Genomic DNA, 13237 nt, shown 5'->3' with positions numbered 1-13237 from the left:
GTGCTATGACCCTCAATCGCTTTTGTTACTTACTCCTGATCTTTGCTGCGATCGGTAGCTTTCTGGCCTCGAATCCTGTGGTGATGTGGTTTCTGCTGATCAATGTGCTGACGTTGGCTCTGTATGGCGCTGATAAAATGGCGGCGCGTAAAGGGATGCGCAGGGTACCGGAAGCTACATTGCTGGTATTTGGCGTGACAGGAGGTTGGCCTGGCGCCATTGTGGGCCAGCAGCTTTTTCGCCATAAAACCCAAAAGCAGCCCTTCAAAACCTACTTTTTCTTAAGCGTCGTGGTCAGCATCGGCATGATGGCGGTGCTTTACCATTTCTCTCCTGTTTCTTCTTTATGAACGTATTGACATCAAGTTAACTTGAGCTTTTAAGATGCCAGCACCACGTTGATAAGGGAGTAACATCTTAAAATGAAAGAGATTGATGTAGGTTTCACTCATGTCGCGTTTATGGTCAGAGACCTGGAAAAGAGTATTGCCTTCTATCGTCGCTATGCCGGTATGGAGGTCATTCATTTGCGTGAACCCGATATGCCTGATGCAAGAAAAGTGGCATGGCTTAGCGACCATACTCGTCCTTTTGCACTTGTTCTTGTACAGGCCGATACCGTGACCGATACGCCGCTGGGTAGCTTCGGGCATCTGGGTATTGCCTGCGCGACCCGCGAAGAAATTGACAGAAAAACCGCGATGGCCACCGCTGAAGGCGTGCTAAGGAAAGCGCCTGAGAACGTAGGCGATCCCGTCGGCTACTATGTCTTTTTTGCCGATCCCGATGGAAATACGTTAGAGCTGTCATTTGGACAGCGTGTCGGTCTGGAAGCGATTCGAACGATGAATCGGGATAAATAACGCGGGTAAACGTCCGGAACGAAGAAATGGGGCGCATCGCACGTCGTTAATTAATCCTCCATCACTGCCAATAGTAGTAGGACTATTCTTAAGTGGTTGCTGTTTTTTGCACAATCTGAATAATACGTGCAACAACAAGGAAGACAACATCCCATGAAAATAAATTCTATTATACTGGCAGTGATGTCTGTCTTTTCTGCGCCTTCCTGGTCTGCTTTTCAGGAACGGGAATATAATACCTGGTATATCAAAAATGCGGTCCTTTATGATATGACACAAACCTCGGAAGGCTTTCCCGTCATGGTGAGTGTTTCTCAGCCAGGGCGAAAATCCGCTAACTTGCTGGTGTCATATATTACTGAAGGCCGTTGTGGTGATAATAACCTTCCGCTAAATGTGAATGGTAAAGTCCTGCCCGCCAAATATGATTGTGTTCAGATAGGGCAGAACAGAATTGAACATTTTTCAGTGGTGGATGCGGACAGCGTCAATGGCATGGTGACGCATTTGAAATCTGATTTCACTATTCTCCTGCAAAACGATATCAAAATTTGGGCGGCGAATATAAAAACGCCAAAATACGGGCTGGCACCGAGATTCTAACGATGAAATGTCTGTCTCACGACAGGTATTATTTCTTTCATGGTAATCATTTATGAAATAATAGTGTCGTGGTGTTATTAATCAAAATAAGGGGTAAGTGGCCCTGTTTTTTTACGTATTGAAATTGACTGTATGCTAAACGGTACGAAACCGCACAAATAATCCTTTCTGATATTATGGATAAAGCTCACTACCAGACTTACGCTTGCTAGCGGCGTTTTAGTTGTTCATCACATCTTTACTGGTAAGGAGCAGAAAATGTCGCAACGTAATAGTCTGGATTTACTAAGCCGTAAAGAGGGAATGTGTCTGTTAGAGCAAAGCATGGGTTTTGTCTGGCAGGCAGCACTTCGGGCGGTCGCGGTATTAGGGGTCGCAGATCGTCTGGTTGAAGGAAAAAAATCCGTTACGCAACTGGCGGATGAGCTTAATGTCGATGGCGACTATCTTCATCGGATCATGCGCTTATTGTCCTCTCGCGGGGTGTTCAACGAATTATCTGAAGCTGAATACAGTCTTAGCCATTCAGCACAATTCCTCTGTTCTGAGCATGAATTTTCCTTGCGTGCGGCGGTGCTCATGCTGACAGACCCAACATTCTGGCAGCCAGCGGCTAAAATGGATGAAATATTGCAAGGCAAACCTGTTTTTAATGATTTGTTTGGCAAGCCTTTTTACGACTACTGGCAGCATGATGACACGATGACTGACAGCAACATTTTTCATGCGGGTATGGCCTCTATGTCATCCGTAGAGAATGAAGTCATCGCAGATAGCTATTCGTTCCCTCAAAACGCTGTCGTTGCCGATATCGCCGGTGGGCTGGGTAACTTATTGTTGGCCGTTTTACGTCGAAATCCGACCTTAACGGGGATCCTCTTCGATCAAAAAGACGTGCTTGAGCGGAATCGACTGCACCTGTTAAAGGATAATCGTCGATGGAAGACCGTTGAGGGCAGCTTTTTTGAATCCTGTCCTGTAGCGGACATTTACCTACTTAAATATATTTTGATGGACTGGCCTGATGAGAAGGCCATTCAGATCCTTCAATGCTGCAGAAAGGCTATGAAAGAAAACTCCCGGCTATTAATTTTTGAGCCGCTTATTAAAAAAGAAAATAATGAACAGGGACGATTTGAAATTGACCTTCTTCTGTTAACAAGTTTTGATGGAGGGCGGGCACGAACAGAGTCTGAGTATCAGGCCTTGTTTGAACAGACCAATCTGAAATTGAACAAAATAATAGACACCCGTTCGTATCTGTCGATTTTAGAAGTCGTACCTGCCTGAACTGTTTAAATAATATTCACAGAGCATGTGCCCGGCATTCCGTTTTACCGTATTCCTGCTACGCTTGTCTCTTGTACCAGGAGCATGAATATGAAAAACAAAGATGAACAAACCGGATTAGTGGGGCTGGCGATTGGGGCCGCCGTCATTGGGCTGGTTTCAGCGCAGAAACCGATCCATCGCAACAGTATTGTCGATGAGCTGGTCAGGCTGGGCAGGCAAAAAGGCGATGGTGTAGAAGACGAGGTTTTCGTGAAAGCCGCCGAGTTGGTGAGAAAAGGGGTATAGCCTATGGCTGAATGTCGTAATGCGCAGTGCCATTGCGGTGCGGTGGCCTTTACCGTTGCGCTCACGGATGGCCTGAATACCGCGCGGCGCTGCAGCTGTTCTTTTTGTCGCATGCGGGGTGCGGTTGTCGTCTCTGCGCCGCTGTCAGGGATTACCGTGACAAAAGGTGAGGATAAGCTCACGGAGTACCATTTTAACACGGGAACGGCACGGCACTTCTTCTGCTCGGTGTGCGGGATCTACACGTTCCATCAGCGGCGTTCCAATCCAAACGAATACGGCGTGAATGTTGCCTGCTTTGAAAACGTCTCACCGTTCGATTTCTCTGAGGTGAAGGTAATGGACGGGGTAAACCATCCCTCGGATGGAGACAGCGGGGTGTTTGGCTATCTCTCTTTTCGCAAGAAAGGGACAGTTGAGGCGTAATTGCCGCCTGGCCATTCTTTAATCAGCCTGGCTATAGTGGAGGGTGGTTATCTGAAACAGGAGAGACTATGCTCTGTGTTGAAAAAGACGATCCGCGAGAGGCGCCTGAATCAGGTGATAAAAAGCCTCAACCGGTGAAAAAATAACGCGACCTGTGCGTTTATCCGCCACCGGCACTGCTGGTGGCTTTTTATTTTCCAGGAAAACCTGTTAACCGCCATCCAGGTGGGTTAACACAGCGCCGAGATGCCCGACAATATCAGCAAAATCAAAAATTAACGCCATCCACAGCACGGCTAAAAGGGCAAGTACGGCAAGGGATACACGACCAAACAACGCTGTTATCCTTAGTGACGAAAGGGCTATCACCTGAGTTTAACCCGTTTTCTTTCAACTTACCTTCAACCAACCCTTTTCTGAAACTGTCTTTTGTGACGTACTTCAAAAAAAAATTGAGCCCGCATCATAATGCGGGCTCTGGCAATCAGAACTGGTAAACCAGACCTAACGCGACGACATCATCCGTGCCGATGCCGTTGTTTTTGTAGAAGCTGTCATCTTCATCCAGCAGGTTAATTTTGTAATCAACGTAGGTGGACATGTTTTTATTGAAGTAGTAGGTCGCGCCTACGTCAGCGTATTTAACCAGATCCTGATCGCCCTGACCGTTGCCCAGATCCTTACCTTTAGACTGGAGGTATGAAAGGGTCGGACGCAGGCCGAAGTCGAACTGGTACTGCGCGGTCACTTCGAAGTTCTGGGTTTTGTTCGCCACGGCGTCGGTGTTATCACCGTACGGCGTCATATTGCGGGTTTCAGAATACATTGCCGCCAGGTAGATGTTATTGGCGTCATATTTCAGGCCCGCAGTCCATGCATCCGCTTTGTCGCCGCCCGCTGTGGTATGCATCACCTGCTCGTTGGTACGGTCAGAAGAGGTGTAGGCTGCACCCGCAGTAATGCCCATGCCGAAGTCATAGGTAGTAGAGATACCGAAGCCGTCCCCGTTCTCGTGACGCGTGTCGCGACCGTTGTTGGTACCTTCCTGATTGTTGCTGGCGTCTTCATTTTTGCCCTGGTACTGCAGCGCAAAGTTCAGACCCTGCACCAGACCATAGAAATCGGTGTTACGGTAGGTGGCCACGCCGTTGGCACGGCCGGTCATGAAGTTGTCGGCTTTAGTGTAGGAGTCACCGCCGAACTCAGGCAGCATATCGGTCCAGCCTTCAACGTCGTACAGCACGCCATAGTTACGACCGTAATCAAAGGAACCGTAGTCGCCCACCTTCACACCGGCGTAGGCCAGACGCGTCCAGGACTGGTTATCAGACCCTTCGGTGTTATTGGCCTGAATGTTGTATTCCCACTGTGCGTAGCCGGTCATCATGTCGTTGATCTGGGTTTCGCCTTTGAAGCCCAGACGCATATAGGTTTGATCCCCGTCAGCGCCTTTATCATCGGAGAAATAGTGCAGACCATCTACTTTTCCGTACAGATCTAATTTGTTGCCGTCTTTATTATAAATCTCTGCTGCATGAGTTGCGCCAGCCATTAACAGAGCCGGAATCATCAGGGCCAGTACTTTTCTTTGCATTGTGATATTCCTTTGCAGTTGTTTTTATTTAATTACCTGTTGAACTTCCTGAATGAGAAAGTTGTCTCATGCTAAATCACTCCTGTGTAAGAGTAATAAATTATAATTGTTACGAACTAAGTAAAATCTAAACCGAATAAATCAATGGTAATGGTCATCTGTTTGATGAATGTATTAATGCAAAACATAATAAATTAAAATTATTAATCAGGCATTAGTTAAGCTATTCTTGGCGGCGTTATATGCCTTTAAGATTATTTATCCATAATTCGCGTGAATAATGTTTAGGAAACTAAATAGATATTTATTGATTATCTGGATTCGCCCGGTGTGAATACACCGGGTTTTTTTATGGCAAAAAAAAGCCCGGACACGCCGGGCTGAGAAACTAGTCGCTGGTCGATTTTTCGGCTTTACCCGCCAGCTGCGCCAGGAAATCATAACGTTTTTGCAGATCGGCCGCGGCGTCTTTCCAGAGCTGTTCGGCCACTTCCGGCTGCTGCGCGTTAAGGCGACGGAAGCGTTGTTCCTGCATCAACGTCTCGGCCAGGGCATCTGACGGTGGACGTGAATCCAGCGCCAGCGGTAACTTACCCTCGTCCGCACGGCGCGGGTCGAACCGGTACAGCGGCCAGAAGCCGGTCGCGGTCAGCTGACGCATCTGGTCGTGGCTGAGTGCCAGGTCGTAGCCATGCTCTTCGCAAGGGCTGTAGGCAATGATCAGCGACGGGCCAGGATACGCTTCCGCTTCCTGGATGGCTTTTACCGTCTGGTTAAGCTGGGCACCCAGTGAGATTTGCGCGACGTAAACGTGACCGTACATCATCATGCTCACACCGAGATCTTTGCGCGCCTTGCGTTTACCGTGTTCACCGAATTTCGTCACAGCGCCTAACGGTGTGGCTTTCGACGCCTGGCCACCGGTATTGGAATAACACTGTGTATCCAGAACCAGGATATTGACGTTTTCGGTCAGGCTCAACACGTGATCCAGTCCGCCAAAACCGATATCGTAAGCCCAGCCGTCACCACCAATCAGCCAGATCGATTTTTCGACCAGGGCGTCAGCGTCGGTCAGCAGCTGTTCAGCGCCCGCCACGCCCTGAAGCGCGCGACGCAGCTCAGCAACCTGCTCACGCCGTTCTTCAGGCGATGCGTCCGCGTGAAGCGCGTCATTAAGCTCAGCAGGGAGCTGCCCGGCAAACTGTTCCAGCAGGCGCATCACGCGTGCGCGGTGCTGGTCAACGGTCAGGCGGAAGCCCAGGCCGAATTCGGCGTTATCCTCGAACAGCGAGTTTGCCCACGCGGGACCGCGACCGTTGGCGTCAGTAGTGTACGGTGTGGAGGGCAGGTTACCGCCATAGATAGACGAACAGCCAGTAGCGTTGGCAATCAGCATGCGGTCACCGTACAGCTGGGTAAGCAGCTTGATATACGGCGTCTCACCACAGCCGGAACAGGCGCCGGAATACTCAAACAGCGGCGTAATCAGCTGTGACGTACGAATATCAATGCGTTCCAGTTTGCTACGATCGATTTCCGGCAGATTCAGGAAGAAGTCATAATTGACCTTCTCCTCTTCAACGTGCTCCAGACGCGACATCATATTGATGGCTTTAATCTCCGGATCCTGCCTGTCTTTCGCCGGACAGACCTCGACGCAGAGGTTACAGCCGGTGCAGTCTTCCGGCGCGACCTGCAGAACGTATTTCTGTCCGCGCATATCCCGAGATTTCACATCCAGCGAATGCAGGCTGGCTGGTGCAGTTTCCATCTCTTCCGGTGCAACCACCTTGGCACGAATGGCAGAGTGCGGGCAGGCCGCCACGCAGTGGTTGCACTGGGTACACAGTTCTTCTTTCCAGATGGGGATCGCTTCGGCGATGTTACGTTTTTCCCAGCGGGTGGTGCCCATCGGCCAGGTGCCATCCGGCGGCAGCGCAGAGACGGGCAGGGCATCACCCAGCCCGGCCAGCATCGCCGCCGTCACGGTCTTCACGAAATCAGGCGCCGCATCGGACACGACCGGAGGGCGGTTCGGGCTTGCGGCATTGACCGGCTGCAGCGGGACTTCGAACAGCGACTCGCGCGCCAGCGCCAGCGCCTGCCAGTTACGTTCGACCAGCTCCTGGCCCTTGCTACTATAGCTTTTGGCAATCGCACCCTGCAGTTCTACCAGCGCGCTGTCGCCCGGCAGGATATTGGTCAGATGGAAGAAGGCCATCTGCATTACGGTATTAATACGTGCAGCAAGGCCACATTCGCGGGCAATTTTTGCGGCGTTAACCACATAGAAACGGGCTTTTTTCTGGTTCAGCACCGCCTGCACTTCCTGCGGCAGGCGCGCCCAGACTTCGTCCGCGCTGTATGGCGTATTCAGGAGGAAAATACCGCCGGGCTTCAGGCGCTCGGCCATCTGGTATTTATCGATAAACTGCAGCTGGTGACAGCCAACAAAATCAGCCTGAGAAATAAGATACGCAGAGCGGATGGGCTGTTCGCTCACGCGCAGGTGGGAAACGGTCAAACCGCCGGCTTTCTTGGAGTCATAGACGAAGTACCCCTGGGCGTACCACGGCGTGGAGTTGCCGATGATTTTGATGTTGTTTTTGGTTGCGGAGACGCTGCCGTCGCTGCCCAGACCATAGAACAGCGCCTCAAGTTTGGCGGTTGAGGGCAGGGTGTTTTCCGGCAGCGACAGGGACAGATTCGTCACATCATCATAAATGCCGACGGTAAAGCGCGGCTTGGGCTTCGCTTCGCTGAGCTCGTTGAATACCGCCAGCACGCAGTCCGGACCAAACTCCTTGGACGATAACCCATAGCGACCCCCGATCACGCGCGGCAGCGTTTCACGTTCGCCGTGATTAAAGGCCTCGGCCAGGGCAGTCATCACATCCAGATACAGCGGTTCCGCCTGGGCGCCCGGCTCCTTGGTGCGATCGAGCACCGCAACGGTACGCGCGGTCTCCGGCAGCGCAGAGAGCAGATGTTTCGCCGAGAACGGACGATAGAGACGTACTTTAAGCACGCCAACTTTTTCGCCGCGCGTCAGCAGCTCATCAACAACTTCCTCGCAGGTGCCAATGGCCGAGCCCATCAACACAATGACCCGTTCCGCCTGTGGATGGCCGTAGTACTCAAAGGGTTTGTATTCCCGGCCGGTCGCGGCGGCAAAGTCATTCATCGCCTGTTCAACATGGTCGTAAACCGCGTTGTACCACGGGTTCGTGGCCTCGCGGGACTGGAAATAGGTATCGGGGTTCGCCGATGTGCCGCGAATAACCGGGTGTTCAGGGTTAAGGGCCCGGGCGCGATGCGCGTCGATGTCCGTCTGCGGAAGCAGATTCAGGATAGTATCGTCGGCCAGCGGGACGATTTTGTTGATTTCGTGAGAGGTGCGGAAACCGTCAAAGAAGTGAATAAACGGCACGCGGCTTTTGAGCGTGGCAATATGCGAAATTAAGGCAAAGTCCTGAGCTTCCTGAACGCTGCTGGCGCACAGCATCGCGCAGCCGGTCTGGCGTACGGCCATCACGTCAGAGTGATCGCCAAAGATAGAGAGCGCGTGGGTGGCAACGGTACGCGCCGCGACGTGCAGAACGAAGGGGGTCAGTTGCCCGGCGAGTTTGTACAGCGTTGGGATCATTAACAACAATCCCTGAGAAGAGGTAAACGACGTGGAAAGCGCGCCGGTCTGAAGCGCGCCGTGCACCGTGGCAATCGCACCGGCTTCCGACTGCATTTCAACCACTCGCGGGACATCGCCCCAGACGTTTTTTAACCCGTTACCCGCCCAGGCATCCGCCTGCTCAGCCATGGTAGAACTTGGCGTAATTGGGTAGATGGCGATAACTTCACTGGTGCGAAACGCGACTGAGGCAACTGCACCATTACCGTCAATAGTTTGCATAGGACAACACCCTTACATTGCGCAAAAAATAGGGGTCTGTATTACGGCAACAAACCCTGAATATTATCTGTGTATTCTAGCAAATGGGTGATTTTACGATTTTCGCTTTTGTGTCCTTGGTATTCTCGCCATCAATGAGTAGATCAAACTTTTGGCGAAAAAATTGCGAGAAATTGTTTCTGAAGCGCATAAATACGCACTTTCGCTCTCGACGACACGGGATGTGATGCCTATTATGCATAGGTTTCGCTTTATTCATGGGGGAGAGAGCATGCGCTCAGCATTTTGGTTAGGGTGTGCCGCATTATTGTTGTCGGCATGTAGCAGTGAGCCCGTTCAGCAGGCAACGGCAGCCCACGTGGCGCCGGGAATGAAAGCGGCGATGTCCAGTTCAGGTCAGGCCAACTGCGCAATGATTGGCGGTTCGCTGTCTGTCGCCCGTCAGCTGGATGGTTCTGCTATTGGGATGTGCGCCTTGCCAAATGGCAAACGCTGTAGCGAACAGTCGCTTGCCGTTGGAAGCTGCGGTAACTACTGATTATTCTGCACGCTTAAACATCAGCGTTTTATCGGCCGTGGCCAGCGTTAACTGGTCTTCAGTCAGGTCGACCTGCGCCCCTTTGCGCAGCATGTCGCCGATGGCCTGATCCAGCTCATTCAGCTGCGGTTCAGTACATAGCTTGCGCGTCATGGCCAGCGTTTTAACCTTAAGCTCGCCTTCGGACAATTTCCCCTGTCCGTTGAAGCGGTTACACATCTGGCCAGAAACGCTGATGTTATTAACCAGGCTGATATCTGGCAGCGCGCTAAAACCGATCTCAGGTTGCGTTGTCGCACTCTTCACTGCCTTACCGTTTACATTTTCCAGCACAAAGCGGTGGTTCTGAAGTTGCTCCGGCTGAACGGAGGCTTTACCCGGATTAACGCACCCGGTAAGGACAAGACTAATAACACCTAACGCAATGAGCTTTTTCATTTTTCTTCTCAAACTATAAATACTGTGAATCTTTTTCCAGTGTAACGATACCCTGCCGTGCGTTAATGGGGTTTATCTGAAAGTGCGGGGGGAGGTACCAGGCAACGCAGCGGTTGCCCGGAATGACGTTAATGCGATTTAAACCCTGCCGCCGTCATCAGCATACGGAAGAGCATACTGACAGCAGCCAGCGCCAGTACGCTGCCGCCCCAGATAATGGCCAGCCACAGCAATCTTTTCCAGACCGGTTGTTGCATCAGTGATAACCCTCCCCATGCTGAACTTTGCCGCGAAATACGTAGTAGCTCCAGAAGGTGTAGACCAGAATAACGGGAATGATCAACAGCGCGCCGACCAGCATAAAGCCCTGGCTTTGCGTCGGTGCGGCCGCCTGCCACAGGGTGATCGACGGTGGAATAATATGCGGCCAGATGCTGATCCCAAGCCCGCTAAAGCCGAGGAAGATCAGCCCCAGCGTCAGAATAAACGGACGGCTATGGCTGTCGGGATTATTCAGGCAGCGCCACTGGTACAGGCTAAAAATCACCACCAGCGCCGGGACGGGCAGCAGATAAAACAGATTCGGCAGCGTAAACCAGCGCGCAGCGATGGCCGGTTGCGCCAGCGGCGTCCAGAGGCTGATCGCCGCAATAAACGCCAGCAGCACGATTAACAGCGTTTTCGACACCTCACGCATCCGCTGCTGCAATGCGTTTTCGCTTTTCATCACCAGCCAGGTCGAGCCTAACAGCGCATAAGCCACCACCAGCCCCGCGCCGCAAAACAGGTTAAACGCGGTAAACCAGTCAAAGGGGCCGCCGGTATAGGCCCGACCGGTGACGGCAAAGCCGTTAATGACGGCGCCTGCCGTTACGCCCTGGGTAAACGTCGCCAGAATTGAACCGCCTATAAACGCCTTATCCCAGAAGGGACGGTGAGCCGGGGTGGCTTTAAAGCGAAACTCAAATGCCACCCCGCGGAAAATAAGTCCGATCAGCATTAACGTCAGCGGAATGGTCAGGGCATCAACGATGACCGCATAGGCCAGCGGAAACGCGCCGAACAGGGCGGCTCCGCCGAGCACCAGCCAGGTCTCATTTCCGTCCCAGACCGGCGCGACGCTGTTGACCATCACGTCGCGAGCGTCGGCGTTTTGCGTTGCCGGGAACAGAATGCCGATCCCCAGATCAAAACCGTCCATGACGATATACATCAGCGTGGCAAAGACGATGATGACAAACCAGATAATGGAAAGATCGATACCCATTATGGTTGCTCCTTGTGTTCAGTTGTGACGGCAGAAAGCGGGCGCGCCGGACGTCCGTCGGACTCGGTGGCGAAAGATTCATGCGGCTGCGGGCCTTTTCGGATGAGGCGCACCATATAGCTGTAACCCACGCCGAATACCGAGGTATAGACAACGAAGAAGGCCAGCAGGCTCACGCTCATGTGCAGATCGCCATGGGCAGATACCGCATCCTTCGTTCGCTGGAGTCCGTAGACCACCCACGGCTGGCGGCCCACTTCGGTGGTGATCCACCCGGCCAGAATAGCAATCAGCCCGGATGGTCCCATCAACAGCGCAAACCACAGGAAAGGTCGGGAAGAATAAACGCGCTTTTTATAGCGCAGCCAGAGAGCCGTCACCCCAAGCAGCAGCATCAGCATGCCCAGACCCGCCATAATGCGGAACGACCAGAAGACGATGGTGGAGTTCGGGCGGTCTTCCTTTGGAAACTCTTTGAGCGCCGGTACCTGTTTATCCAGGCTGTGCGTCAGAATAAGGCTGCCGAGCGCGGGGATCTCCAGCCCAAAGCGGGTACGCTCCTGTTCCATATCCGGCCAGCCAAACAGCAGCAGCGGGGTTGGCTCACCCGGCGGGTTTTCCCAGTGGCCTTCAATGGCGGCAATCTTGGCGGGCTGGTGCTTTAAGGTGTTCAACCCGTGCATATCGCCAACCATGGCCTGGATGGGGGCGACAATCAGCGTCATCCACAGCGCCATCGAAAACATCGCGCGGATGGCAGGGGTATTATTGCCGCGCAGCAGATGCCATGCCGCCGATGCGCCCACAAACAGGGCGCTGCTCAGGAACGCGGCTATCGACATGTGCAGCAGGCGGTAAGGGAAGGAGGGGTTAAACACCACCGCGAACCAGTCTACCGGTACCACCTGACCGTTGACGATCTCATAGCCCTGCGGGGTCTGCATCCAGCTGTTCGAGGAGAGGATCCAGAAGGTGGAGATGATGGTCCCCAGCGCTACCATGCAGGTAGCGAAGAAGTGCAGTCCCGGCCCGACTTTGTTCCAGCCGAACAGCATTACGCCGAGGAATCCGGCTTCGAGGAAGAAGGCGGTAAGCACTTCATAAGTCAGCAGCGGGCCGGTAATACTGCCCGCAAACTGCGAAAAGCCGCTCCAGTTGGTGCCAAACTGGTAGGCCATCACCAGCCCGGAGACCACGCCCATGCCAAAGTTGACGGCAAAAATCTTCGACCAGAAATGGTACAGGGAGCGCCAGACCGGATTTTTTGTTTTTAGCCACAGCCCTTCGAGCACGGCAAGGTAGCTTGCGAGACCAATGGTGATGGCCGGGAAAATAATGTGAAAGGATACGGTAAAGGCAAACTGTATCCGTGCAAGGTGAAAAGCATCTAAACCAAACATGCACAGCCTCAATGTCAAACGGTGTGCTGTTATGGTATAGGGGCAACGTTCGGACTATCAGACGCAGAAAAGGGTTTTTTAACCATAACAGTTGGCGTAAATTTCACGCTTTGGCCATCTGATATACCTTGAGGCTTTGGAATAAAAACATTCTTTTTATGAATTTTCCGCATTAAACCGCTTGCTTTGTCGTCAGCGCCGTGCGTTAATGGTCTTCTGGTTTTGAGTCCAAATAAATATCTGACGTAGTTTTATAAAGCAGTTCTCATCACGTTGTGCCTCTCCGCAGCCTCTCTTGGGTCTTTATCTACATTCCGATTCGTTTTGTTTAAAACCATTATGCCCAATCGGCCCATTAGTAATTTACGTTTTAACGTTTCAGGAGAATCCTATGACTTCTTATATCCATTTTCGCTGCCCATGCTGCCATGGTTCGCAGTACCGTACCTCAGCCTTTGATGTGTCTGAGAAAAACCCGTTTGGCGCGAAATGCATTTTTTGCAAATCGCCGATGATCACGCTCGACCACCTGGCCGCCGCGCATTCCGCTCAGAGCCACGTGACCGAATACCGTAAGTAATTCATCTTCCAGACTATAACAGTTAGCTAAATCTTCT

At 52.2% G+C, this 13237-nt stretch carries 16 protein-coding genes; 9 read left to right on the top strand and 7 right to left on the bottom strand.

Going from position 1 to position 13237, the window contains the following annotated elements:
* Window positions 1-5: 5 nt before the first annotated feature.
* The 7 genes from ACMGG5_RS18650 to ACMGG5_RS18620 all read left to right on the top strand — a co-directional run bounded on the left by ACMGG5_RS18650 (window position 6) and on the right by ACMGG5_RS18620 (window position 3616).
* Window positions 6-350: a DUF1294 domain-containing protein gene (locus ACMGG5_RS18650; protein WP_048991959.1), complete on the top strand. Its 345-nt coding sequence runs from the start codon at window positions 6-8 to the stop codon at window positions 348-350.
* Between the two features lie 72 nt (window positions 351-422).
* Complete coding sequence (locus tag ACMGG5_RS18645) at window positions 423-863, top strand: VOC family protein (protein ID WP_024907226.1); 441 nt, start codon at window positions 423-425, stop codon at window positions 861-863.
* A 153-nt stretch (window positions 864-1016) separates the two neighbouring features.
* Window positions 1017-1466: a hypothetical protein gene (locus ACMGG5_RS18640; protein WP_420278336.1), complete on the top strand. Its 450-nt coding sequence runs from the start codon at window positions 1017-1019 to the stop codon at window positions 1464-1466.
* Between the two features lie 258 nt (window positions 1467-1724).
* A complete protein-coding gene (locus ACMGG5_RS18635) occupies window positions 1725-2756 on the top strand; it encodes a methyltransferase (RefSeq protein WP_420278335.1) in 1032 nt (343 codons plus the stop codon).
* 90 nt (window positions 2757-2846) lie between these two features.
* Window positions 2847-3044: a hypothetical protein gene (locus tag ACMGG5_RS18630; RefSeq protein ID WP_023312007.1), complete on the top strand. Its 198-nt coding sequence runs from the start codon at window positions 2847-2849 to the stop codon at window positions 3042-3044.
* A 3-nt stretch (window positions 3045-3047) separates the two neighbouring features.
* Complete coding sequence (locus ACMGG5_RS18625) at window positions 3048-3470, top strand: GFA family protein (RefSeq protein ID WP_407858637.1); 423 nt, start codon at window positions 3048-3050, stop codon at window positions 3468-3470.
* 68 nt (window positions 3471-3538) lie between these two features.
* Window positions 3539-3616 (top strand): hypothetical protein, encoded by a 78-nt coding sequence (locus ACMGG5_RS18620; protein ID WP_223239581.1) that lies wholly within the window; start codon window positions 3539-3541, stop codon window positions 3614-3616.
* Window positions 3617-3680: 64 nt separating this feature from the next.
* Here the strand turns inward: ACMGG5_RS18620 and ACMGG5_RS18615 are convergent, their stop codons facing one another.
* The 3 genes from ACMGG5_RS18615 to nifJ form a co-directional block, all read right to left on the bottom strand.
* The gene (locus ACMGG5_RS18615) at window positions 3681-3806 is read right to left on the bottom strand and encodes a hypothetical protein (protein WP_268987792.1); all 126 of its coding nucleotides are present in this window, start codon (window positions 3804-3806) and stop codon (window positions 3681-3683) included.
* Window positions 3807-3954: 148 nt separating this feature from the next.
* A complete protein-coding gene (gene ompC / locus ACMGG5_RS18610; RefSeq protein ID WP_420278334.1) occupies window positions 3955-5064 on the bottom strand; it encodes a porin OmpC in 1110 nt (369 codons plus the stop codon).
* Window positions 5065-5452: 388 nt separating this feature from the next.
* Window positions 5453-8977, bottom strand: a complete 3525-nt coding sequence (gene nifJ, locus ACMGG5_RS18605) for a pyruvate:ferredoxin (flavodoxin) oxidoreductase (protein WP_061715034.1) — start codon at window positions 8975-8977, stop codon at window positions 5453-5455.
* A gap of 271 nt (window positions 8978-9248) precedes the next feature.
* On the opposite strand from nifJ, the gene ACMGG5_RS18600 reads away from it, so the two are divergent.
* Window positions 9249-9515, top strand: coding sequence for a DUF333 domain-containing protein (locus ACMGG5_RS18600; protein ID WP_024907232.1), 267 nt, complete (start codon window positions 9249-9251; stop codon window positions 9513-9515).
* Here ACMGG5_RS18600 and hslJ read toward each other — a convergent pair whose 3' ends face one another.
* The 4 genes from hslJ to ACMGG5_RS18580 form a co-directional block, all read right to left on the bottom strand.
* The gene (gene hslJ / locus ACMGG5_RS18595; RefSeq protein ID WP_048991967.1) at window positions 9516-9953 is read right to left on the bottom strand and encodes a heat shock protein HslJ; all 438 of its coding nucleotides are present in this window, start codon (window positions 9951-9953) and stop codon (window positions 9516-9518) included.
* A 128-nt stretch (window positions 9954-10081) separates the two neighbouring features.
* Window positions 10082-10210 carry a DUF2474 domain-containing protein gene (locus ACMGG5_RS18590; RefSeq protein WP_008501283.1) on the bottom strand — a complete coding sequence of 43 codons (129 nt, stop codon included), beginning with the start codon at window positions 10208-10210 and terminating at the stop codon, window positions 10082-10084.
* Complete coding sequence (cydB, locus tag ACMGG5_RS18585; RefSeq protein WP_420278333.1) at window positions 10210-11220, bottom strand: cytochrome d ubiquinol oxidase subunit II; 1011 nt, start codon at window positions 11218-11220, stop codon at window positions 10210-10212. The genes ACMGG5_RS18590 and cydB overlap by 1 nt, the downstream gene beginning before the upstream one ends.
* Window positions 11220-12620: a cytochrome ubiquinol oxidase subunit I gene (locus ACMGG5_RS18580; RefSeq protein WP_248164806.1), complete on the bottom strand. Its 1401-nt coding sequence runs from the start codon at window positions 12618-12620 to the stop codon at window positions 11220-11222. Before ACMGG5_RS18580 ends, cydB begins: the two co-directional genes overlap by 1 nt.
* A 391-nt stretch (window positions 12621-13011) precedes the next feature.
* Here ACMGG5_RS18580 and ACMGG5_RS18575 point away from each other — a divergent pair, with 391 nt between their 5' ends.
* Complete coding sequence (locus ACMGG5_RS18575) at window positions 13012-13200, top strand: hypothetical protein (protein ID WP_032645155.1); 189 nt, start codon at window positions 13012-13014, stop codon at window positions 13198-13200.
* Window positions 13201-13237 lie beyond the last annotated feature (37 nt).

The sequence above is a fragment of the Enterobacter sp. BNK-34 genome, from assembly GCF_048684445.1.
GTDB classification, from domain to species: domain Bacteria; phylum Pseudomonadota; class Gammaproteobacteria; order Enterobacterales; family Enterobacteriaceae; genus Enterobacter; species Enterobacter pseudoroggenkampii.
Note: the sequence above shows the minus strand (reverse complement) of the source record. Positions and strands in the feature narration are given on the sequence as shown.

What these genes read in the sequence shown, in the direction of transcription:
- hslJ (WP_048991967.1), bottom strand. Translation starts at nt 9,953, where the DNA reads ATGAAAAAGCTCATTGCGTTAGGTGTTATTAGTCTTGTCCTTACCGGG.
- ACMGG5_RS18580 (WP_248164806.1), bottom strand. Translation starts at nt 12,620, where the DNA reads ATGTTTGGTTTAGATGCTTTTCACCTTGCACGGATACAGTTTGCCTTT.
- ACMGG5_RS18575 (WP_032645155.1), top strand. Translation starts at nt 13,012, where the DNA reads ATGACTTCTTATATCCATTTTCGCTGCCCATGCTGCCATGGTTCGCAG.
- ACMGG5_RS18625 (WP_407858637.1), top strand. Translation starts at nt 3,048, where the DNA reads ATGGCTGAATGTCGTAATGCGCAGTGCCATTGCGGTGCGGTGGCCTTT.
- cydB (WP_420278333.1), bottom strand. Translation starts at nt 11,220, where the DNA reads ATGGGTATCGATCTTTCCATTATCTGGTTTGTCATCATCGTCTTTGCC.
- ACMGG5_RS18635 (WP_420278335.1), top strand. Translation starts at nt 1,725, where the DNA reads ATGTCGCAACGTAATAGTCTGGATTTACTAAGCCGTAAAGAGGGAATG.
- ompC (WP_420278334.1), bottom strand. Translation starts at nt 5,064, where the DNA reads ATGCAAAGAAAAGTACTGGCCCTGATGATTCCGGCTCTGTTAATGGCT.
- ACMGG5_RS18630 (WP_023312007.1), top strand. Translation starts at nt 2,847, where the DNA reads ATGAAAAACAAAGATGAACAAACCGGATTAGTGGGGCTGGCGATTGGG.
- ACMGG5_RS18640 (WP_420278336.1), top strand. Translation starts at nt 1,017, where the DNA reads ATGAAAATAAATTCTATTATACTGGCAGTGATGTCTGTCTTTTCTGCG.
- nifJ (WP_061715034.1), bottom strand. Translation starts at nt 8,977, where the DNA reads ATGCAAACTATTGACGGTAATGGTGCAGTTGCCTCAGTCGCGTTTCGC.
- ACMGG5_RS18620 (WP_223239581.1), top strand. Translation starts at nt 3,539, where the DNA reads ATGCTCTGTGTTGAAAAAGACGATCCGCGAGAGGCGCCTGAATCAGGT.
- ACMGG5_RS18600 (WP_024907232.1), top strand. Translation starts at nt 9,249, where the DNA reads ATGCGCTCAGCATTTTGGTTAGGGTGTGCCGCATTATTGTTGTCGGCA.
- ACMGG5_RS18650 (WP_048991959.1), top strand. Translation starts at nt 6, where the DNA reads ATGACCCTCAATCGCTTTTGTTACTTACTCCTGATCTTTGCTGCGATC.
- ACMGG5_RS18645 (WP_024907226.1), top strand. Translation starts at nt 423, where the DNA reads ATGAAAGAGATTGATGTAGGTTTCACTCATGTCGCGTTTATGGTCAGA.
- ACMGG5_RS18590 (WP_008501283.1), bottom strand. Translation starts at nt 10,210, where the DNA reads ATGCAACAACCGGTCTGGAAAAGATTGCTGTGGCTGGCCATTATCTGG.